A 19,353-nucleotide genomic window follows, 5' to 3' on the forward strand; every position below is an offset into this window, starting at 1 on the left:
GGTTGACGGACGTCCCATCAAGGTTCGCAGGCACGATTACGCGAAAGCGGTAAACACGACGTTGCCGACGCCGCGTATCAATCCTTGTTGTCGAAAGGATTTTTCGGCGCGCGGAAGGTGATCCGGACCGGAACGGCACCGAATCCCAGTTCCTTGCGCATCGAATTCACCAGATAGCGCTCGTAACTTGCCGGCAGCTGGTCGACGCGGGTGCCGAAGATCACGAAGCTGGGCGGCCGCGTCTTGACCTGCGTGACGTAGCGCATCTTGATGCGCTTGCCGCCGGGCGCGGGCGGCGGGTTCGCCTCGATCGCGCGTTCGAACCAGCGGTTCATCTCGCCGGTGCCGACGCGCTTCGACCACGCCTCGCGCGTGTCGAAACACGCCTGGATCAGCTGGTCGATGCCCTTCCCCGTGGCCGCCGACACGGTCATCACGGTGACGCCCTTGACCTGGCTGAGCCCGTCCTCAAGCGCGCGCTTGACGCCGTTGAACAGCGACGAGGCGTTTTCGGCGACGTCCCATTTGTTGAGCGCGATCACCAGCGCGCGCCCTTCCTCCAGCACCCTGTCGGCGATGCGCAAATCCTGCGCCTCCAGCCCCAGCGTCGCGTCGAGCAGCAGCACGACGACCTCGGCGAAATCGACCGCGTGGAGCGCGTCGGCGACCGACATCCTCTCCAGCTTGTCCTGTACCTTGGCGCGCTTGCGCATGCCGGCGGTGTCGATCAGGCGGACCGGGCGCGTCTCCCCCTTGGGATCCTGCCACAGCCAGTCGACCGCGATCGAATCGCGGGTGATGCCGGCCTCGGGACCGGTGATCATCCGGTCCTCGCCGAGCATCCGGTTGATGAGGGTCGATTTGCCCGCGTTCGGACGCCCGACGATCGCAAGCTTCAGCGGCGCGTCGGGACGGTCGTCGTCCTCCTCCTCGGGCGTCTCGGCCAGCACGCGCTCGATATGCGGCAGCAGCGCCTCGAACAGGTCGCCCATGCCCTCGCCATGCTCCGCGGACAATTGCACCGGATCGCCGAAGCCGAGGCTGAGCGATTCGAGGATACCCTGTTCGCCCGCCTTGCCCTCCGCCTTGTTGGCGACCAGCACGATCGGCGTGGTCGACTGGCGCAGCCAGCGGCCGATCTCCTCGTCGAGCGGCACGATGCCGGCGCGCGCGTCGAACAGGAACACCGCGACATCGGCCTGCCCCACCGCCGCCTCGGTCTGCAGACGCATGCGGCCGGGCAGCGTCTGCGCGTCGTGATCCTCGTAGCCGGCGGTGTCGATGACGCGGAAATCGAGGCCGATCAGATGCGCATCGCCCTCCCGCCGGTCGCGGGTGACGCCGGGCCGGTCGTCGACCAGCGCGAGCTTCTTGCCGACGAGGCGGTTGAACAGCGTCGACTTGCCGACATTGGGACGGCCGACGATCGCGACGGTGGGGAGACGGGACATGCCCGCGCTCCTAGAAGAAGTGACGGGATAAGGGAATGGTGCGCCTGACGTCCTCCCCGGCACGGGGAGGACGCGGCGACATCACCCGATCACTTGTAGGCGGTGATCTTGCCCGACTGGCCGAGCGTGTACAGCGTGCCGTTGGCGACGATCGGCGGCAGGGCGAAGGCGTCCTTGGCATCGATCGTCGACACGACGCTGCCGTCGTTGGGCGAGGCGAAGACGATCCGGCCGAGCGAATTGGTCATCACCAGCCGGTTGCCCGCCAGCACCGGGCCGAACCAGGTGACCTGCGGCCCCTTGTTCTTCTTGGCGTTCTTGAACCGCTGCAACTGTGCGATCCAGCGCGCCTTGCCGTTCGACCGCGCGAGGCAGACGAGCCGCGCATCGTCGGTGACGACGAACAGCCATTCGCCCGCGATCCACGGCGTCGAAATGCCGGCGAAATTCTGTTCCCACAGACGCTGGCCGGTGGCGAGGTCGAGGCTGACCATGCGCCCGCCCTGCCCGACCGCGAAGACGCGGCCGTTGTCGATCACCGGTGCGGCGTCGATATCCGACAGGCTCGACACCGACGTGGTGATCGAGGTGCGCGACAGCGCGTCGCCCCACAGCACGCGGCCGTTTTCATAGCGATAGGCGTTGAGTTCGCCGCTGGAGAAGCCGGTGACGATCGTCCCCTGGCTGGCCGCCGGCGCCGCGACGCCGAACACGCCCTGCGTCTCCAGCGTGCCGGACTGCGCCCATTGCACCTTGCCGTCGCTCTGATCGAGCGCGAACACCTGATTGTCCTGGCTCTCGACATAGACGGAGCCGTTGGCGACCGTCGGGGCGCCACGCAGCGGGCCGCCGGGCTTGGCGCGCCACACTTCCTTGCCGTCCGCCGCATTGAACGCGACCACGTCGCCGAGGCCGTCGGAGGCGAAGACGCGGCCGTCCTCGTAGCTGACGCCGCCGCCGAAGCGCGCCGGGCGATTCTGGTCGCCGCTGCTGACGCTCGCATCCCACAGCTTCGCGCCGGTATCCGCGGCAAAGGCATGCAGCCCCGCCTGCACGTCGACGACGAACAGCTTGTTGTCCGCCACCACCGGTGCGGCGCCCAGCCGCTCGCGCGGCGAGCCGCCGTTGATCGACGCCTGCCACCGCCGCGTCGGCGCCTCGGCGAGCGCCAGCTGCCCCATCGACTTGGCCGCATTGCCGCCCGGCTGCGACCAGGCGTCGTTGGCGGTCGCCGCGGGCAGCGTCACCTGGATGTCGGCGATCGTCTTGTCCGCCTCGATCGCATTCTCGGAGGCGAGGATCGGCACGCGCTCGCCCACCGTCGGCGTCTTCTTGGGGCCACCGCCCTTGAAGATGCCGCACGCGGACAGCGCCATCAGCGCAGCCACCGCCACCGTGGCCCGATATGTCGTGGTCGCCCGATACTGGCTCATTGCGCGGGTGCTTCCTTGGATTGTGCGGCGGGGGCGCTGGCAGGGGTGACGACGCGGACGTTCGCGGCGGCGTTCGCGCCATCCTCGACACCCATCGCGCCGGCCATCTGAACGCTGCGTTGACGGATCGATTCGGGCACCGTCTCGTCCTTCGCCATCTGGCCGAACAGCTGGCCGGCGAGGTCCTTGCGACCGCTGGCGAGATAGGCGATCGCCACCAGCTCGCCGGCGCTGCCGAAATAGGCGTTGCCCGCCACCGCCAGCGGCCGCAGCCGCTCGATGACGACCTGCGGCTTGAGCGTGTCGAATTCGGCGACGGTCTGGCGGATCAGCGCGAGGTCGCGGAACGGCTGGGCGATGCCGGTGTCGGCGGCGATCGCCGCGAACTTCGCGGCGGCGGCCTTGTCCTGCTTCTTGCTGAGCAGGATGTCCGCCTCGGTCATCAGCGCCAGCGCCTTGTAGCCGTCGCGGCCCGACGCGGCGATCGGCGCCAGCGTCTTCGCCGCCTGGTCCGGCTGGCTGTTGCCGAGCGCGTCATAGGCGGCCTGCAATTGTTCGCCCTCGACGCCCGCGGCCTCGGTGCGGCGATGCTGCCAGTAGAGGAACCCCGCGAAGGCGACGAGCGCCAGCACGATCGCGGCGATCGTCCAGCGGCCATAGCGTTCCCAGAACGTCATCAACTGGTCGCGGCGCAGCTCGTCGTCGACCTCGCGCAGGAACGCTTCGTTGTTTTGCGGCGTAAGGGCCAAGGAGGGCTCCGGACAAAGAGACAGGGGAAAGGGGAACGGCGCGCATCCTTAGCGATCACGGCCGGGAAACAAAAGGTGGCGTGACGACCCCGCCGGATCAGCCCCTGGGCGGATAGATCTGGTCGGGTCCCGGAAAGCTCCGCGCCCGGACCTCGGCGGCATAGGTCTCGGCTGCGGCGGAAATGCGGCCGGCCATGTCCTCGTAACGCTTCACGAAGCGCGCGGTGCGTTCGAACAGCCCCAGCATGTCCTCCGCCACCAGCACCTGCCCGTCGCAGCGGGCCGAGGCGCCGATGCCGATCGTCGGGCAGGCGATGGTATCGGTGATGCGGATCGCGATATCCTCCATCACGCCCTCGATCACGATTGCGAACGCGCCCGCATCGGCGATCGCGGTCGCATCGGCGACGATTTTCGCCGCCTCCGCCTCGGTCCGGCCGCGCGCGCCATAGCCGCCGAGCACGTTCACCGCCTGCGGCGTCAGGCCGACATGGCCCATCACCGGGATGCCGCGTTCGCTCAGGAAACGGACGGTCGGCGCCATCGCCTCACCGCCCTCCAGCTTCACCGCCGCCGCGCCGGTCTGCTTGAGCAGCAGCACCGCGCTCTCGAACGCCTGCTGCGGCGACGCCTCGTAGCTGCCGAACGGCATGTCGATGACCACCACTGCATGATAGCTGCCGCGCACCACCGCCGCGCCGTGCGCCGCCATCATCTCCAGCGTCACCGGCACCGTCGACGGCAGGCCGTAGATCACCTGCCCCAGACTATCGCCGACGAGCAGCATGTCGCAATGCGGGTCGAGCAGCTGCGCCGTCCGCACCGTATAGGCGGTCAGCATCACCAGCGGCTCGCCCCCCTTGCGCCGGCGGATCGCGGGCACGGTCAGCCGCTTCAGCGGCGCGGGCGTGGGATTGGCGCGGCTGGTCGCGGTGTCGATCGTATAGGTCGTTGACATGCGACAGCCTTAATCCGGCGCGCTCAGCCGATCCAGCCCCGCCGCCGCGCCCGCGCCGACAGCCAGATGCCGTAGAGCGCGACCGCGAGAATGAAGACGGGGAACGGCACCACCTGCGCCGCGCCGCGCACCGCGATCAGGTCGGTCGCGGCGAACAGCCAGCCGAACTGCACGACCACGGCGAGTGCCGACACGACGAACAGCGGCCACGCCCGCCTCGACCCGAACAACAGGGCGAGCGCCGCCAGCAGGCCGGTGCCGGTCGCGAGGGCATAGACCGCATTGTACCAGATCGGGAACGTCGCGTAGAGCCGCCGGTAATAATCGTCCGCCGGCCCCATCGCCTCCGCGCCCAGCCGGATCTGCTGCGCGCAGGCGAACACGCCGACGCCGCCCCAGATGACGAGGATCGCCGCGACGATCCGGAACCAGCCGGGCGCCGGCCTGCGAAAGTCGGTCATCGTCATCCTCCTCCTGCCCGCCCGCCAGCCCGACCGACGGGGGTCCGTCCCCTTCACTTCTTCTTCGGCAGCACCGCCAGCGTCCAGTCCTTCGCCGGCACCAGATATTTCGCCGCCGTCGCCTGCAGCACCGCGGGCGTCACGTCGCCGAAATCGCGACCCAGGCGGCGCGTCGCGTCGAGGCGGCGGTCGTCATAGGCGCCGCCCGACAGCTCGCGCAGCCAGAACAGGCTGCTGGTCGAGGCGCGGGCATAGACCTGCTGCAACGGCCCCTTCACCCGCGCCAGCTCGTCGTCGCTGACCGGCTTTGCGGCAAGGTCCGCCGCGATCTCGCGCGAGAGGCGGAAGAAGAGGTCGACGTTGGCGGGCGCGACCTGGCTGACCGCCATCAGGCGGCCACCGCCGGGCAGGCCCTTGGGCCAGCTGCTCGCGACGCCGGGGCTGTAGCTGGCCCCCGCCGCCTGCCGCATCCGTTCGAACAGGCGGTCGCTGAACACCTGCGCCAGCACGTCGAGGCGGCGCGCCTCGGCGATGTCGGTCAGGCCGGCACCGGTCGGCCAGGCGATGACGGCGCTCGCCTGATTGTCCGGGCCGTTGTGATAGCGCAGCACCGGCGTCGCGGTGTGCGCGGGGAAGCGGACCGACGGCGGCGCCGCAGTCGGTGCGGTGCGTGCCGGAATCGCGCCGAGGCTCTTCGCCACCGCGGCGATCGCCTCGTCCGCCTTGACGTCGCCGAACACGTCGACCTCGATCGGTCCGCTGGCGAGCAGCGGCGCCCAGAAGGCCTGGAAGCTCCTGGGCGTCAGCGCGTCGACCGCCTTGGCATCGGGCGTCGCCCAGCGCGGGTCGCCGGCATGGAGCAGCCCCTCGAGATCGCGCGACAGCACGCCGTCCGCCGACGAATCATAGCCGGGGATCGCGGTCAGCGCCGCCGATTTGGCGCGCGCGACCGGCGCCGCGTCCCAGCGCGGATGCGCGAGTTTGGCGGCGATCAGCGTCAGTTCGTCGGCATAATCCTTGGGATTGCTCAGCGCCGCGATCGAGAAGGTGTCCTCGTCGATGCCGAAATCGAGGCCGAGCTGACGCCCCGCGGTCAGCTGGTCGAGGTCGTCCTGCCCCAGCGTGCCGATCCCGCTTTCCATCAGCGCGAGGTCGCCGGCCCAGGCCGGGCTCGGGCGGTTCGCCGGCAGCGCGTTATAGCCGTTGCCGAAGCGCACGCGCACGAACACGCGGTTGGTATCGTCGGGATTGGCGAACAGCAGCATGCGCACGCCGTTGGAGAACACCACCTTTTCCGCCGGCAGTCCGTCGATCGGGGTGCGCGTCACCATCGTGCCGGGCTGGCCGGGCGCGGGCAGCTTGCTGAAATCGACCGCCGCCTGGCTGGCGCGCTTGATCGTCAGCGTCGACACGTCCGCCTTCAACGCCGCGGCGAGCTTTTCCGCAGTGCCCTTTTCGGCGGTGCGGGTGTTGACCAGCGCGCGGGTGGCATCGCCCTGGAACAATCGCTTGGACGAGGCGAAGACCGCGGCGGGGTTGAACATCCCCTTCTGCTTCGCCTCGGTCAGGATCGCATAGGAATTTTCCGGCGCGGTCACCGTTTCGCGGATGTCGAGCGCGCCGGCCATGTCGTCGGCCTGCTTGGCGCTCGCCTCGACCCGCGCGGTTTCGACGCCGTTGCGGATCGCGACCTCGTAATCGGCATATTCGCGGTCGATCTCGGCCTGCGTCGGGGCCGAATTCTGCGCGTCGGCGATCACCGCGCGCACGTCCTTCAGCGCTTGTTCCCACTGGTCGCCGACCGGCAGGATCAGCACCGTCGTCATGTTCGCCGAGCGCGACCGGTCGTCGAGATCGACGCCGGCCTGGACGAAGCTCGCCCCGGCACGCGCGCGCCGTTCGAGGCGGCGGCTGATGACCTTGGCCGCGATCGTGTCGACCATCCGCTTCTGGTTGAAAATTTTGGTATCGTCATTGTACTGCCACGGCCGCAGCACGCCCATCATGACGAGCGGCGGCAGGCCGGGTTCGACCAGCGTGGCGGACGTCGGCTGACCGGGATCGGGCTTGCCGAAATCGGGCGCGGGGCTGGCCGTGCCATTGCCCTTCCAGTCGGCGAAATGCCGGGTGACGAGCTGGCCGAGCAGCGCCGCATCCATGTCGCCCGAGATGATGACGACCGCATTCTCGGGGCGATACCAGCGATCGTGGAACGCCTTGACGCTGGCGCCGTTCGCCGCCTCCAGCGTCTCGACCGTGCCGATCGGCGAGCGCTTGGCGAGCGGCTGGCCGGCGAAGAACAGGCCGTTCATCGCATCCTGCAGCTTGACCTGCGGCCCCGGCTGCTCGCGGCGTTCAGCCAGCACGATCGGACGTTCGCTCGACACCGCGGCGTCGGTCAGCGCCGGCGCGGCCATCATCCCCGACAGGATCTTGAGGCTTTCGTCGACCGTCTGGTCGGTCGCGGACGGCAGGTCGAGCTTGTAGAGCGTCTGCGTCGGCGTGGTCGAGGCGTTGCTGTCCGATCCGAAGGTCGCGCCGAACCGCTGCCACACCCGCTTCGCCTCACCGTCGGGCACGTATTTCGAGCCGCGGAACGACAGATGCTCGATGAAATGCGCATAGCCGCGCTCGCTGTCCTTCTCGTTCAGCGACCCCGCGTCGATGCGGACGCGGATCGACACCTGCCCCGGCGGGACGCCGTTCTTGCGCACCGCATAGCGCAGCCCGTTGGGCAGCGTGCCGAACACCCAGGCCGGATCATGTGGCAGGTCGCTGCCCTTGTAGAGCCAGGCGGTCGGATCGACCTTTACGGCGGGGGCGGCGACCGGCGCGGGCGCCTTGGTCTGTGCGGTGACCGTCGATGCGAGAGCGAGGACGAGAACGGGCGCGAACGCGCGGGGGAAGAACGCCATAGCGTCCGTCTGTAGCGGCTGCCGCCCGTCGCCGCCAGCGATGACCGTATCGCCCTCGTTTCGGTCATCTTTTCGCCCCAGCCCGGTCCTAGCCGCAGCGCAGGAAGGCGGTCGGCCGGGCAAGACCGGTACGATTCGATGATGGTGCGGACGATGACGGTGGCCAGACAGCAGACGCAGCCGGCAATGTGGCGGCAATCGGGCGGGACGCCGACGCCGCCCGGGCTGGCGCTCGTCCCCGGCGCGCCCGAAGCCGAACCCGATGCGGCGATGCAGGCGGAGCCGGGCCGGCCGCTCATCATCCGCGTCGGCAAGCATCTGCGCGGCGTGTTCGACCGGCTGATCGCGACATCGTCGCTGGTGTCGACCGATCCGGTGCTCGACGTGCGCGACTTCGCCTGGACCGCCATGCTCCGCGATCACTGGCAGGCGATCCGCGACGAGGCGATCGCGGTCAGCCAGACCGGCGCGGCGCCCAGCCTCGCCACGATCTCGCCCGATCACCGCGCGATCGCGCGGATCGGCAAGTGGCGGTCGTTCTTCCTGTGGGGCTATGGCTATCCGATCGACGAGAATCTGGCGCGCTGCCCGCGGACGCAGGCGCTGGTCGAGCGCATCCCGGGGCTCAACAGCGCCTTCTTCTCGATCCTCGCGCCCGGCACGCACATCCCCGCGCATCGCGGCGTGACCAAGGGGCTCATCACCTGCCACCTCGGCCTGATCGTGCCGCGCGACGGCGACGTCCGCATGCGCGTCGCCGACCGCGTCGTCCGCTGGGCGGAAGGCGAAACGCTGGTGTTCGACGATACCTATGACCACGAGGTGTGGAACGACACCGCCGGCACCCGCGTCGTCCTGCTCGTCCAGTTCGAACGACCGTTGCGCAATCCGGGCAAATGGTTCGCCGACCTGTTCCTCGGCTTCGTCCGCCGCTCGGCCTTCGTGCAGGAGGCGCGGCAGAACATCGCCAGCTGGAATGCCGCGGTAAAGGCGCTGGAAGCGTAAGACCGCGGCTTCCGGTGATCGTCCGGGGGCGGCGCCGGCGGAGCAAAGACACGGGCGGGGAAACAATCCCTTTCCCGCGATACGCTTGATACCCCGCCCCGCACGGTCCACATGGCAGCCATGTTGATCGAAACCGAAACCACCCCCAATCCGGCGACGCTCAAGTTCCTGCCGGGCCGTATCGTCATGGACGCCGGCACGCGCGACTTCGCGACGCCCGAAGAGGCAGAGGCAAGCCCGCTCGCGGAGATGCTGTTCGCGCTCGGCGACGTCACCGGCGTGTTCTTCGGCCGCGACTTCGTGTCGGTCACCGCCGCGCCGGGCGTCGAATGGCACGGATTGAAGCCCGACGTGCTCGCCGTGCTGCTCGACCATTTCGCCGCCAACATGCCGCTGTTCCGTCAGGGCAGCGCGGGCTTCAGCGTGCCGGGCGCCGACGAACCGATCGCGACCGACGATCCTGCGGATGCGGAGATCGTCGCGCAGATCCGCGAGCTGATCGAGACGCGCATCCGCCCGGCGGTGGCGAACGACGGCGGCGACATCGTCTATCGCGGCTTCGACAAGGGCAAGGTGTTCCTCGCGATGCAGGGCGCCTGCGCCGGCTGCCCGTCGTCCAGCGCGACGTTGAAGAACGGGATCGAGCAGCTGTTGAAATATTACGTGCCCGAGGTGACCGAAGTGAGGGCGGTCTGATGGGGCAGGTCCTGTCCGACGCCGCGCTCGACGCGATTTTCCGTCAGGCGCGCAGCTACAACGGCTATACCGACCGGCCGGTCGACGAAGACCAGCTGCATGCGATCTGGGAGCTGATGAAATGGGGGCCGACCTCCGCCAACCAGCTGCCCGCGCGCCTGATCTGGTGCGTCAGCGATGCGGCCAAGGCGAAGCTCGCGGCCTGCACCTCGGCCCAGAACCAGCCCAAGATCCTCAACGCCCCGGTCAGCGTCGTTATCGCGATGGACCTCGAATTCCACGAGCATCTGCCCGAGCTGTTCCCGCACACCGATGCCCGGTCGTGGTTCAGCGGCGACGCCGCCAAGCGCGAGGTGTCGGCGTTCCGCAATTCGACGTTGCAGGGCGCCTATTTCATCATCGCAGCGCGCGCGCTGGGGCTCGACACCGGGCCGATGTCGGGGTTCGACAATGAGGCGGTGGACAAGGCGTTCTTCGCCGACCAGCCGAACCTGCGCACCAATTTCATCTCGACCCTGGGTTATGGCGACCCGGCGACGATCTTCGACCGTCTGCCGCGGCCGGCGTTCGAACGGTTCAATTCGATCGCCTGAATCGGCCCTCCGCCCGCTTGTGTCGGCCACGCGCCTGTCGCAAAGCGGGCGGAACGCCTCGCCATGACCGACACCCCCTCCCCCCGCACGCTCGTCATCGACACCGCGACCGCCGCCTGTTCGGTCGCGCTGATCGAACGGGGCGCGATCATCGCCGCCGCGCATCGCGAGGTCGGCCGCGGCCATGCCGAACAATTGCTGCCGATGATCGCCAGCCTGCCCGACGGCGGCCGCGCCGCGCATATCCTGGTCGACGTCGGCCCGGGCAGCTTCACCGGCCTGCGCGTCGGCATCGCCGCCGCGCGCGGCCTCGCGCTCGGCTGGGACGCGGACGTGCAGGGTTATTCGAGCCTGTCCCTGATCGCTGCCGCAGCGTTCGCCGCCGGTCGGGCTGGCGAGATTGCGGTGATGCTGGAGGGCGGCCATGGCGAGGTGTTCATGCAAGCCTTCGCCCCCGGCCCCCTGCCCCTCGACGCGCTCGCCTCGCGCAAGCCCGATGCCGCGATCGCGGCGCTCGCCGGCCGCCATCCGGTCGGCAACGGCGTCCGCTGGCTGCAACAGGTCGCGCCCGATCTCGACGGCACGCCCGCCCTGCCCAATGCCGCCGACGCGCTGCTGCTGCCGGTCGCGCTCGCGACGCTGGCGCCGCGCCCGCTCTATGGCCGTGCGCCCGATGCCAAGCTGCCCGGCGGCAAGGCGCCCCCGGCCGGGGTCGCGGCCTGATGGCTATGCGGCAGATACGGTTGCGGACCGGTGACGCCCGCGACGTCGCGCTGGTCGACACGCTCATGACCGCCGCGTTCGATCCGCGCTACGGCGAGGCGTGGACGCGCAACCAGTGCCTGGGCGTGCTCGCCATGCCCGGCGTCCGCCTGACGCTGGCCAGCGTCGACGACCGGCCCGCCGGCTTTGCGATGGTGCGCAGCGTCGCCGACGAGGCGGAGCTGCTGCTGCTTGCGGTCGATCCCGCCTGCCGCCGCCGCGGCATCGGCAAGGCGCTGCTCCGCGCCGTCATCGCCGAGGCGCAGGCGGGCGGCATCGCCGACCTCCACCTCGAGGTGCGTGCGGATAACGAGGCGGTGAAGCTGTACGCCGGGCAGGGTTTCGCCAAGGTCGGCGAGCGGCGCGGCTATTATCGCGGCAAGACCGGGCAGGTGTTCGACGCGCATACCTACCGTCGCGCCGTTTAGCGGTTGTTGCGAGTCGGTTTCGCTTTTCGCAACAAGGCACCTGCACTACATTGCGCGCATGCCTCGCAAGATCGACCTCGAAGCCCTCTGCAATCAGAAGGGCCTCCGCATCACCGAACAGCGCCGCGTCATCGCGCGCGTCCTGTCCGAAGCCGAAGACCATCCGGACGTCGAGAAGGTCTATGAACGCGCGTCGGCGATCGATCCGGGCATCTCGATCGCGACCGTCTATCGCACCGTGCGATTGTTCGAAGAGGCGGGCATCCTCGACCGCCACGATTTCGGCGACGGCCGCGCGCGCTACGAACCCTCGCCCGAGGCGCACCACGATCACCTGATCGACGTCGAGACGGGCCGCGTCATCGAGTTCGTCGATCCCGAACTCGAGCAATTGCAAAAGGCGATCGCGGAAAAGCTCGGCTTCCGCCTCGTCGACCATCGCATGGAATTGTACGGGGTCAGCCTCGACCGCAAGGCGTGATCCCGTCCGCGGCGCGGCCGGCGTGATCGCCAACCTGCGCCTCGGGCTGCGGCTGGCGGCGCTGGTCGTGGCGCTGGTCGCCGCGCTCGTCATTCATGGCCTGTGGCGGCTGCTGCGATTGCCCTCGCCATGGCCGCGGCTGTTCCTCGGCCTCGTCGCGCGTATCGTCGGGGCGCAAGTGCGTGTGATCGGCACACCGCTGCGCCGCGACGTCGTCTTCCTCGCCAACCACCTGAGCTGGATCGACATCCTCGCCATCGCCGGCGCGACCGGCAGCGCCTTCGTCGCCAAGGGCGAATTGCGCGGCGTGCCGCTGGTCGGCTGGCTCTGCACGCTCAACCGGACCCTGTTCGTCAGCCGCGAGGACCGGTTGCAGGTGACGACGCAGATCGCCCGCCTGCGCGATGCGATCGGCGAGGGGTGGAGCGTCACGATCTTTCCCGAGGGCACGACCGGCGACGGCCACAGCCTGCTGCCGTTCAAGGCGGCGTTGCTCGCCGCGCTCGATCCGCCACCCCCCGGCGTCCGGGTCCAGCCGGTTCGCGTCGATTACGGCACGGCGACCGACGAACTCGCCTGGGTCGGCGACGAACCCGGGCAGAGCCACGCGCTGCGGGTGCTACGCCGGAAGGGCACGTTCGCGGTGACGCTGCACCTGATCGATCCGTTCGACCCCGCCACGGTCGGCAACCGCAAGGCGATCGCGGCGCAGGCCCGGGCCGCGATCGAGGCCGCGGCCTGAGCCGCGCAGGTCAGTGCACGCCGGCGCCGAACGTATAGGACAGCGCCAGCCCGCCCGACAGCTGGTTGCGCGATCCGAAGGCGCGGACCACCGGCGAGCGGCCGGGATCACCCACCAGCCGGTCGTACTTGGCATAGCCCGACACGCCCCAATGGCTGGTCAGCTGACGCAGCGCGCCCGCGGTCGCACCGACCGCCTGCAGCCCGCCTTCCGCCTTGAATGCGGGAAGGCCCGCGCGCACCGCATCGGCAGGCGCGACACCGAAATAGGCACGATTGTAGCGGCCGCCCGACAGCGTCAGCCGCGGCCCGATCGAGAACAGCCAGCGGTCGGCATCGCGCGCGACATAGTCCGCGCCGACCATGCCGATCAGCCCCTTGTGCCCGCCGATGCCCTGCCGCGCCTCCACCCGCACGCGCAGCGCGTCGGTCAACGCATATTGCGCGAAGCCGCCGAGTTCGACGGTGAAGCCGACCGACGGCAGCACGCCGCCGACGTCGCGGCTGCGGCGCCGCCCCTCGAAGCCGATCGTCGGCCCGAACTGGAACTGGTTGTCGCGTATGACCGGGAAGCCCGCGCTCTCGTCGGGCGCCTCGAACGCGAACGGCGTGTCGCCGCGGGTACGCGAGACATCGACGAACGGGCGCAGGCTGACCGAATCCGATCCGGGATAGCTCGGCACCAGTTGCGGCCCCAGGCCGATGCGGGTGCGACGTGGCGCCTCGGGCGGCGCATCGGGCGACGCCTCCTGCGCCTGGGCGGGAACCACGCCGATGCCGGTCGCGACCAGCAGGGCAAGAACGATCGGGCGAATGCTCTCCATGGCACCGACGGTACAGCTTTCCCGCGATTTGGCGAGTCGCGACCGAGCGCGATCAGCGCGTCTGGCGGGCGACCGGCCTGGGCAGTGGCCCGGTCACCGGGCGGAGCGTGTCGATCCGCCGGTTGACGCAGCCGAGCACATCGACGGTCGTATCGTTGCCCTCGCGCACGCAGGCCCGCACCATTGCGCAGCCGATCCGGTCCAGCGGCGGATCGCCGCTCGAGATGTCGGCATGGCACCAGCGGAACGCCTTGCCCCGGCTGGCATAATGCAGCCGGATGCGACGCAGCTTGCGCGCGACCACGACGATATCCTCGGCCTGCGGCGGAGCGGTATGCGTGGCGGAGGAGCGCGGCGGCGGCGCGGCGGTTTCGCCGTCCGCCGCCGCCGGATGGTCGGCGGCGCCCGGCAGCGGACCGGCCTCGTCCTCGGGTTCCGCCGCCTCCGATCGAACCAGCTGCGCGGCCGGGCCGGTCTGCGCAGGAGCAGCGCCAGCAGCCGGCGTGGCGATTTGCCGTACCGCCGGCCCCTCGCATGGACCGATACGCCGCGCCGAGACCCGCCAGCGCATTTTGGGGGCATCGGTGCGCGGCAAGCCGATCTGTTCCTGATAGTCGGCGGACAGGTTGCTTTCAGCGATCCTCGCCCGCATCCGCGTCTCGGCGACCAGGCCGACGATATAGCCGGCGTCGCGGGTTTCGATCGGCGGCAGCGGGCAGCGGCGACTGCCGTTCACCCGGTTGCGCGTGATCGTCAGCCCCATCGGCGAACACAGCATGCCCTCGTCGAACACCGCACGGGCGCCGATCAGCTGTTCGAGGATCGCGGGCGTATCGCCGTCGCGGATGCACAGGCTCCAGTCCTGCGGCCCCCGCCCCCGAGGCCCGACGACCCCCGGCACCGCATCGCGGCTCGCGGCATCGGCATGGAAGGTCCACAGACCGGCGAGCATGCGCGGCGTCCCGGCGTTGACGATGATGTCCTGCCCGATCGTCGGTGCCGCCCAGATCGCCAGCATCGCCGCGGCAGCAGCCGCTCCCCCGGTGACGATCGCCCGTATCATCCGCCCGCCCCTCATTCTCTCCGTCCGGGCAGCATTTCACGGAACGCCGCGCCGGGCCAGCCCCGGGCTGGCGACACCGCGCCGCATCCTGTATGCGCGCGCCATGACCGCCCCGGAAAAGCCCAAGACCTTCCACGTCAAATCCTTCGGCTGCCAGATGAACGTCTACGATGGCGAGCGGATGGCCGAACTGATGGCCGCGGACGGGATGACGGCGACCGCCGATCCCGATGCCGCCGACCTCGTCGTGCTCAACACCTGCCACATCCGCGATCGCGCGACCGAAAAGGTCTATTCGGACATCGGCCGGCTGCGCAAGAACGCGCGCCTGAACGCGCGGACCGCGCCGATGATCGCAGTCGCCGGCTGCGTCGCGCAGGCGGAGGGCGACGAGATCGTCCGTCGCGCCAAGGTCGACGTCGTCGTCGGCCCGCAGGCCTATCACAACCTGCCCGCGCTGGTCGCCAGCGCTGCCGGCGGCACCCCCAGCCTCGACACCGACATGCCGCTGCTGTCGAAGTTCGCGGCCTTGCCCGCGCGGCGCCGCGTCGGTCCGTCCGCCTTCCTGACGGTGCAGGAAGGGTGCGACAAATTCTGCACCTATTGCGTCGTGCCCTATACGCGCGGCGCGGAAATCAGCCGCCCGTTCGCGGCGATCGTCGACGAGGCGAAGGCGCTGGTCGACGCCGGCGCGCGCGAGATCACGCTGCTCGGCCAGAACGTCAATGCATGGGACGACGACGGCAAGGGGCTGCACGACCTGATCCGGGTGCTCGATCGCATTCCGGGGCTGGCGCGCATCCGCTACACCACCAGCCATCCCAACGACATGGCGCAGGGGCTGATCGATGCGCACGGCGACGTCGAGAGCCTGATGCCCTTCCTCCACCTGCCGGTGCAGGCGGGCAGCGACCGCGTGCTGCGCGCGATGAACCGCAGCCACGACCGCGACAGCTATCTGCGGCTGCTCGACCGCGTCCGCGCGGTGCGGCCGGACATCGCGCTGTCGGGCGACTTCATCGTCGGCTTCCCCGGCGAGACCGAAGCCGAGTTCGCCGAGACGCTCGGCCTCGTCGATGCGGTCGGCTATGCGCAGGCCTATTCGTTCAAATACAGCCCCCGCCCCGGCACGCCCGCCGCCGACATGGCCGGCGCGGTGCCGCCGGCCGTGATGGACGAACGGCTGCAGCGCCTGCAGGCCGCGCTCGGCCGCGACCAGCAGGCGTTCAACCAGGCGAGCGTCGGGCGCGCCTGCGACGTGCTGATCGAACGGCGCGGCAAGCTGCCCGGGCAGATGCTCGGCAAGTCGCCCTGGCTGCAATCGGTGCATCTGATGACCGATGCCGCGATCGGCGACATGGTGTCGGTCGACCTGCTGTCGGCGGGGCCGGTGTCGATGGCGGGCGCCGAGCGGGTGCGGGCAGCGGCCTGATCTCGCCGTTCGCGGAAGGGGATGTTTCGCGTCGGACGCGACATGCCGGCGTGACGCCCCTTCCTCCCCCGCCTTCGTGTGAAAGTCGGGTTTTGCAGCTTCCCTTTCGCCGGTCCGCATCCCACATTCCTTTCATGCCATCACGGCATGAAAGGACCGCATGAGTCGCAAGCCCGTCCCCGCCCGCTCCGGTGAACGCAGCCGGGCAGAGGTGTTGTTCGACAAGCCGCAATTGCTCGCCACGCTTTTCGGCCAGTATGACCAGAATCTGGTGGCGCTCGAAAACCGGCTGGGCGTCTATATCACCGCACGCGGCAACCGCGTCGGGCTGGAAGGGACTGCCGAGAACGTCGCCCTCGCCCGCGACGTGTTGCAGGACCTCTACCACCGGATGCAGCGCGGCGAGGAGGTCGATACGGGGCTGGTCGACGCCGCGATCGCGATGGCGTCCGAACCGACATTGGCCGGCATCGTCAGCGCGGAGCGCGGCGGCATCCCGTCGGTGATGATCCGCACCCGCAAGAAGACGATCGTGCCGCGCACGCCCGCACAGGCGCATTACATGCGCGAACTCGCGACCAACGACATGATCTTCGCCCTGGGGCCGGCGGGGACGGGGAAGACCTATATCGCGGTCGCGCAGGCGGTCTCGCAGCTCATCACCGGCAGCGTCCAGCGCCTGATCCTGTCGCGCCCGGCGGTCGAGGCCGGCGAGAAGCTGGGCTTCCTGCCCGGCGACATGAAGGACAAGGTCGATCCCTACCTGCGTCCGCTGTACGACGCGCTGCACGACTGCCTGCCCGCCGAGCAGGTCGAACGTCGCATCACGTCGGGCGAGATCGAGATCGCTCCGATCGCCTTCATGCGCGGGCGGACGCTGGCGGATGCCTTCGTGATCCTCGACGAGGCGCAGAACACGACGCCGGCGCAGATGAAGATGTTCCTCACCCGCTTCGGCCAGAACAGCCGGATGGTGATCTGCGGCGATCCCAACCAGACCGATCTGCCCGGCGGCGTCGGCGCATCGGGCCTCGCCGACGCGACGGTGCGGCTGGACGGCGTCGAGGGCATCTCGATGACCCGCTTCACCGCCGCCGACGTCGTGCGTCACCCGATTGTCGGTCGGATCGTCGAGGCGTATGAGGGGCCGAACGGTTGACGGGGCGGAATATCCCTGAAACCTTTTCGGGATATTCCGGAGGCTGAGCCATGGCGTCGCCGTACGTTAAGGATGACGAGGCGAACGCTTTGGCCGCCCGCGTTTCGGGAAGGGCGCCCGCCCCGCCCGCCTGACCATAAGCGACTGTTTCGCCTATGCCTGCGCCTAGAACTATCACGCACGCCTGCTCCACTAGGGCGCCGATTTTTTCACGGACGGACCTCGCATGATCCATATCGAACTCACCCGCGAAGAGCCGTGGCCGGCGGATACCGACTGGGACGCGCTCGCCGTACGGGCGGCGCGCGCGGCGATCGAGCGGACGCCGCATGGCGAATTGCTCACCACCGCCGCGACTGTGGAGATCAGCGTCCGCCTGACGTCGGACGACGAGGTGCATGCGCTCAACGCGCAATACCGTCAGAAGGACAAGCCGACCAACGTCCTCTCCTTCCCGATGGTGCAGGCCGACCTGCTCGACACGGTCAGCCAGAACAGCGACGACGGCGAGCTGCTGCTCGGCGACATCGTGATGGCGCACGGCGTCTGCGCGCGCGAGGCGATGGAAAAGGGCGTCAGCATCGCCGAACATGCCACGCACCTGCTGGTGCATGGCACGCTGCATCTGCTAGGCTACGACCACATGGGGGATGAGGAAGCCGAGGGTATGGAGGAGATCGAGCGTCAGGCGCTCGCCAGCCTCGGCATCGCGGACCCCTATTCTGTACGAGAGGACTGACACGGCCGCCATGGCAGACGACCGAAGTAGCGCCGGCAACGGCGACTCCAGCGAATCCAATATCTGGCGCGGGCTGAAGCATCTGATCTTCGGCGGCGCACCGGAAGAATCCCTCCGCGACCAGCTGGAGGAGGCGATCGACCGGCATGAGGACGATCCCGCGCCCGATGCCAAGGGCGATCTCACCCCGCTCGAACGGCAGATGGTGCGCAACCTGCTCCACTTCGGCGAGCGCGACGCGGGCGACGTCGGCGTACCGCGCGCCGACATCATCGCGATCGAGGAAGGCACCACCTTCGCCCATCTCGTCCAGATCTTCGCGGAGGCCGGCCACAGCCGCCTGCCCGTCTATCGCGGTGCGCTCGATACGATCATCGGCATGGTCCACATCAAGGACGTGTTCAACATCCTGGCGACCGGCGCGGACCATCCCGCCGACCTGTCCGGGCTGATCCGCGATCCGCTGTACGTGCCGATGAGCCGCGGGGCGCTCGACCTGCTCGCCGACATGCGCGCGAGCCACGTCCATCTGGCGGTGGTGCTCGACGAATATTCGGGCACCGAAGGCCTCGTCACGATCGAGGATCTGATCGAGGAGATCGTCGGCGAGATCGAGGACGAGCACGACGAGGCGCCCGAGGCGCTGCTGGTGCCGATCGACGGCGGCGCATGGGAGGCCGACGCCCGCGCCGAGCTGGAGGATGCCGCCGAGCTGATCGATCCGCAGCTGGGCGAGACGGAGCATGACGTCGATACGCTCGGCGGCCTCGCCGCGGTGCTCGCGGGGCATGTGCCGGCGCGCGGCGAATGCGTCGACCATCCCAGCGGCTGGAAGCTGGAGGTGCTCGATTCGGACGAGCGCCGCATCCACCGCCTGCGCCTGCATCCGCCGGTCGCGCGCGAGGTCGAGGACGCCTGAGGTCAGCGTCGGTTCATCGACGTCCGGCATGATCCTCGCAAAAAGGGAGATGCCCGATGCCGACGTTCCGCCCTGCCCTTGCCCCGTCGCTTTTTCGCCGCTCTTCCGCCGGGCGGGGGATGGCAGGACCGGTCGCGTTGCTGCTCGTTGCCCTCCCCGCCCCCGCCGTGGCGCAGGCGTGGAGCACGATCAGCAGCGCGCCCGCCGGACCGTCCGTCGAACGTCAGGTCGGCAGGATCCGGGACGACGTGCGTGACGGCCGCAAGGCCGGCCAGCTGTCCAGACGCGAGGCCAGGGACCTGCGCAGGAAAGCCGACGGGATCGGCCTTCGCGCGGGCATGTATGCGCAAAACGGCCTGAGCGATTCCGAGCGTTCGTTTCTGGAGAGCAATGCGGCGGCGCTGCGCAGCGAGGTCGTCGTCAAACGATCGCAAGGACGGCGCTGATCGTCGCATCCGATCACCACGTTCGCGATTTCGCGTTTCCTCGATCACTGCCGCTGGAGTAGTTTTCCTGCAACACCGCGCCGGTAACGCCGGCCCTG

Annotated in this window: 20 protein-coding genes; 12 read left to right on the plus strand and 8 right to left on the minus strand. The window is 69.3% G+C overall.

What is annotated here, in order from left to right; genetic code table 11:
* Positions 1-77 precede the first annotated feature (77 nt).
* From der to AC1RTO_RS11340, 6 genes are all read right to left on the minus strand, one after another.
* Positions 78-1,451: a ribosome biogenesis GTPase Der gene (gene der, locus AC1RTO_RS11315; protein ID WP_493160955.1), complete on the minus strand. Its 1,374-nt coding sequence runs from the start codon at positions 1,449-1,451 to the stop codon at positions 78-80.
* Between the two features lie 89 nt (positions 1,452-1,540).
* Positions 1,541-2,884 (minus strand): outer membrane protein assembly factor BamB family protein, encoded by a 1,344-nt coding sequence (locus AC1RTO_RS11320; RefSeq protein ID WP_493160956.1) that lies wholly within the window; start codon positions 2,882-2,884, stop codon positions 1,541-1,543.
* Positions 2,881-3,633 (minus strand): tetratricopeptide repeat protein, encoded by a 753-nt coding sequence (locus tag AC1RTO_RS11325; protein ID WP_493160957.1) that lies wholly within the window; start codon positions 3,631-3,633, stop codon positions 2,881-2,883. The genes AC1RTO_RS11320 and AC1RTO_RS11325 overlap by 4 nt, the downstream gene beginning before the upstream one ends.
* A gap of 97 nt (positions 3,634-3,730) precedes the next feature.
* A complete protein-coding gene (panB, locus tag AC1RTO_RS11330; RefSeq protein WP_493160958.1) occupies positions 3,731-4,591 on the minus strand; it encodes a 3-methyl-2-oxobutanoate hydroxymethyltransferase in 861 nt (286 codons plus the stop codon).
* Between the two features lie 23 nt (positions 4,592-4,614).
* Positions 4,615-5,052, minus strand: a complete 438-nt coding sequence (locus AC1RTO_RS11335) for a hypothetical protein (protein ID WP_493160959.1) — start codon at positions 5,050-5,052, stop codon at positions 4,615-4,617.
* A gap of 53 nt (positions 5,053-5,105) precedes the next feature.
* Entirely contained in the window at positions 5,106-7,967 is a 2,862-nt protein-coding gene (locus AC1RTO_RS11340) for a M16 family metallopeptidase (RefSeq protein ID WP_493160960.1), read from the minus strand.
* A gap of 153 nt (positions 7,968-8,120) precedes the next feature.
* On the opposite strand from AC1RTO_RS11340, the gene AC1RTO_RS11345 reads away from it, so the two are divergent.
* The 7 genes from AC1RTO_RS11345 to AC1RTO_RS11375 all read left to right on the plus strand — a co-directional run bounded on the left by AC1RTO_RS11345 (position 8,121) and on the right by AC1RTO_RS11375 (position 12,674).
* Entirely contained in the window at positions 8,121-8,972 is an 852-nt protein-coding gene (locus AC1RTO_RS11345) for an aspartyl/asparaginyl beta-hydroxylase domain-containing protein (protein WP_493160961.1), read from the plus strand.
* 120 nt (positions 8,973-9,092) lie between these two features.
* Positions 9,093-9,668 carry a NifU family protein gene (locus AC1RTO_RS11350; RefSeq protein ID WP_493160962.1) on the plus strand — a complete coding sequence of 192 codons (576 nt, stop codon included), beginning with the start codon at positions 9,093-9,095 and terminating at the stop codon, positions 9,666-9,668.
* Positions 9,668-10,261, plus strand: coding sequence for a malonic semialdehyde reductase (locus AC1RTO_RS11355; protein WP_493160963.1), 594 nt, complete (start codon positions 9,668-9,670; stop codon positions 10,259-10,261). Before AC1RTO_RS11350 ends, AC1RTO_RS11355 begins: the two co-directional genes overlap by 1 nt.
* Positions 10,262-10,324: 63 nt before the next feature.
* Entirely contained in the window at positions 10,325-10,984 is a 660-nt protein-coding gene (gene tsaB, locus AC1RTO_RS11360) for a tRNA (adenosine(37)-N6)-threonylcarbamoyltransferase complex dimerization subunit type 1 TsaB (RefSeq protein ID WP_493160964.1), read from the plus strand.
* Positions 10,984-11,451 (plus strand): GNAT family N-acetyltransferase, encoded by a 468-nt coding sequence (locus AC1RTO_RS11365; RefSeq protein ID WP_493160965.1) that lies wholly within the window; start codon positions 10,984-10,986, stop codon positions 11,449-11,451. Before tsaB ends, AC1RTO_RS11365 begins: the two co-directional genes overlap by 1 nt.
* A gap of 58 nt (positions 11,452-11,509) precedes the next feature.
* Positions 11,510-11,932, plus strand: a complete 423-nt coding sequence (locus AC1RTO_RS11370; protein WP_293872667.1) for a Fur family transcriptional regulator — start codon at positions 11,510-11,512, stop codon at positions 11,930-11,932.
* Between the two features lie 22 nt (positions 11,933-11,954).
* Positions 11,955-12,674 carry a lysophospholipid acyltransferase family protein gene (locus AC1RTO_RS11375; protein ID WP_493160966.1) on the plus strand — a complete coding sequence of 240 codons (720 nt, stop codon included), beginning with the start codon at positions 11,955-11,957 and terminating at the stop codon, positions 12,672-12,674.
* A 10-nt stretch (positions 12,675-12,684) separates the two neighbouring features.
* Here AC1RTO_RS11375 and AC1RTO_RS11380 read toward each other — a convergent pair whose 3' ends face one another.
* Positions 12,685-13,497: a MipA/OmpV family protein gene (locus tag AC1RTO_RS11380; RefSeq protein WP_493160967.1), complete on the minus strand. Its 813-nt coding sequence runs from the start codon at positions 13,495-13,497 to the stop codon at positions 12,685-12,687.
* A 52-nt stretch (positions 13,498-13,549) separates the two neighbouring features.
* Positions 13,550-14,560: a hypothetical protein gene (locus tag AC1RTO_RS11385; RefSeq protein ID WP_493160968.1), complete on the minus strand. Its 1,011-nt coding sequence runs from the start codon at positions 14,558-14,560 to the stop codon at positions 13,550-13,552.
* A gap of 103 nt (positions 14,561-14,663) precedes the next feature.
* On the opposite strand from AC1RTO_RS11385, the gene miaB reads away from it, so the two are divergent.
* The 5 genes from miaB (at position 14,664) to AC1RTO_RS11410 (ending at position 19,255) form a co-directional block, all read left to right on the plus strand.
* On the plus strand, positions 14,664-15,992 hold the full coding sequence (miaB, locus tag AC1RTO_RS11390; protein ID WP_493160969.1) for a tRNA (N6-isopentenyl adenosine(37)-C2)-methylthiotransferase MiaB: 1,329 nt from the start codon (positions 14,664-14,666) through the stop codon (positions 15,990-15,992).
* A gap of 160 nt (positions 15,993-16,152) precedes the next feature.
* Positions 16,153-17,151 (plus strand): PhoH family protein, encoded by a 999-nt coding sequence (locus tag AC1RTO_RS11395; RefSeq protein ID WP_493160970.1) that lies wholly within the window; start codon positions 16,153-16,155, stop codon positions 17,149-17,151.
* Between the two features lie 226 nt (positions 17,152-17,377).
* A complete protein-coding gene (ybeY, locus tag AC1RTO_RS11400) occupies positions 17,378-17,890 on the plus strand; it encodes an rRNA maturation RNase YbeY (RefSeq protein ID WP_493160971.1) in 513 nt (170 codons plus the stop codon).
* Between the two features lie 10 nt (positions 17,891-17,900).
* Positions 17,901-18,809 carry a hemolysin family protein gene (locus tag AC1RTO_RS11405; RefSeq protein WP_163958476.1) on the plus strand — a complete coding sequence of 303 codons (909 nt, stop codon included), beginning with the start codon at positions 17,901-17,903 and terminating at the stop codon, positions 18,807-18,809.
* Between the two features lie 56 nt (positions 18,810-18,865).
* Complete coding sequence (locus AC1RTO_RS11410) at positions 18,866-19,255, plus strand: hypothetical protein (RefSeq protein ID WP_493160972.1); 390 nt, start codon at positions 18,866-18,868, stop codon at positions 19,253-19,255.
* The last annotated feature ends 98 nt before the right edge of the window (positions 19,256-19,353 follow it).

It is taken from the genome of Sphingomonas sp. GW821-FHT10F09 (assembly GCF_058809195.1).

Excerpts from the sequence above, each read along its gene's own strand:
- der (WP_493160955.1), bottom strand. The coding sequence starts at position 1,451 with ATGTCCCGTCTCCCCACCGTCGCGATCGTCGGCCGTCCCAATGTCGGC.
- AC1RTO_RS11320 (WP_493160956.1), bottom strand. The coding sequence starts at position 2,884 with ATGAGCCAGTATCGGGCGACCACGACATATCGGGCCACGGTGGCGGTG.
- panB (WP_493160958.1), bottom strand. The coding sequence starts at position 4,591 with ATGTCAACGACCTATACGATCGACACCGCGACCAGCCGCGCCAATCCC.
- AC1RTO_RS11335 (WP_493160959.1), bottom strand. The coding sequence starts at position 5,052 with ATGACCGACTTTCGCAGGCCGGCGCCCGGCTGGTTCCGGATCGTCGCG.
- AC1RTO_RS11340 (WP_493160960.1), bottom strand. The coding sequence starts at position 7,967 with ATGGCGTTCTTCCCCCGCGCGTTCGCGCCCGTTCTCGTCCTCGCTCTC.
- AC1RTO_RS11345 (WP_493160961.1), top strand. The coding sequence starts at position 8,121 with ATGACGGTGGCCAGACAGCAGACGCAGCCGGCAATGTGGCGGCAATCG.
- AC1RTO_RS11350 (WP_493160962.1), top strand. The coding sequence starts at position 9,093 with ATGTTGATCGAAACCGAAACCACCCCCAATCCGGCGACGCTCAAGTTC.
- AC1RTO_RS11355 (WP_493160963.1), top strand. The coding sequence starts at position 9,668 with ATGGGGCAGGTCCTGTCCGACGCCGCGCTCGACGCGATTTTCCGTCAG.
- tsaB (WP_493160964.1), top strand. The coding sequence starts at position 10,325 with ATGACCGACACCCCCTCCCCCCGCACGCTCGTCATCGACACCGCGACC.
- AC1RTO_RS11365 (WP_493160965.1), top strand. The coding sequence starts at position 10,984 with ATGGCTATGCGGCAGATACGGTTGCGGACCGGTGACGCCCGCGACGTC.
- AC1RTO_RS11370 (WP_293872667.1), top strand. The coding sequence starts at position 11,510 with ATGCCTCGCAAGATCGACCTCGAAGCCCTCTGCAATCAGAAGGGCCTC.
- AC1RTO_RS11380 (WP_493160967.1), bottom strand. The coding sequence starts at position 13,497 with ATGGAGAGCATTCGCCCGATCGTTCTTGCCCTGCTGGTCGCGACCGGC.
- AC1RTO_RS11385 (WP_493160968.1), bottom strand. The coding sequence starts at position 14,560 with ATGATACGGGCGATCGTCACCGGGGGAGCGGCTGCTGCCGCGGCGATG.
- miaB (WP_493160969.1), top strand. The coding sequence starts at position 14,664 with ATGACCGCCCCGGAAAAGCCCAAGACCTTCCACGTCAAATCCTTCGGC.
- AC1RTO_RS11395 (WP_493160970.1), top strand. The coding sequence starts at position 16,153 with ATGAGTCGCAAGCCCGTCCCCGCCCGCTCCGGTGAACGCAGCCGGGCA.
- ybeY (WP_493160971.1), top strand. The coding sequence starts at position 17,378 with ATGATCCATATCGAACTCACCCGCGAAGAGCCGTGGCCGGCGGATACC.
- AC1RTO_RS11405 (WP_163958476.1), top strand. The coding sequence starts at position 17,901 with ATGGCAGACGACCGAAGTAGCGCCGGCAACGGCGACTCCAGCGAATCC.
- AC1RTO_RS11410 (WP_493160972.1), top strand. The coding sequence starts at position 18,866 with ATGCCGACGTTCCGCCCTGCCCTTGCCCCGTCGCTTTTTCGCCGCTCT.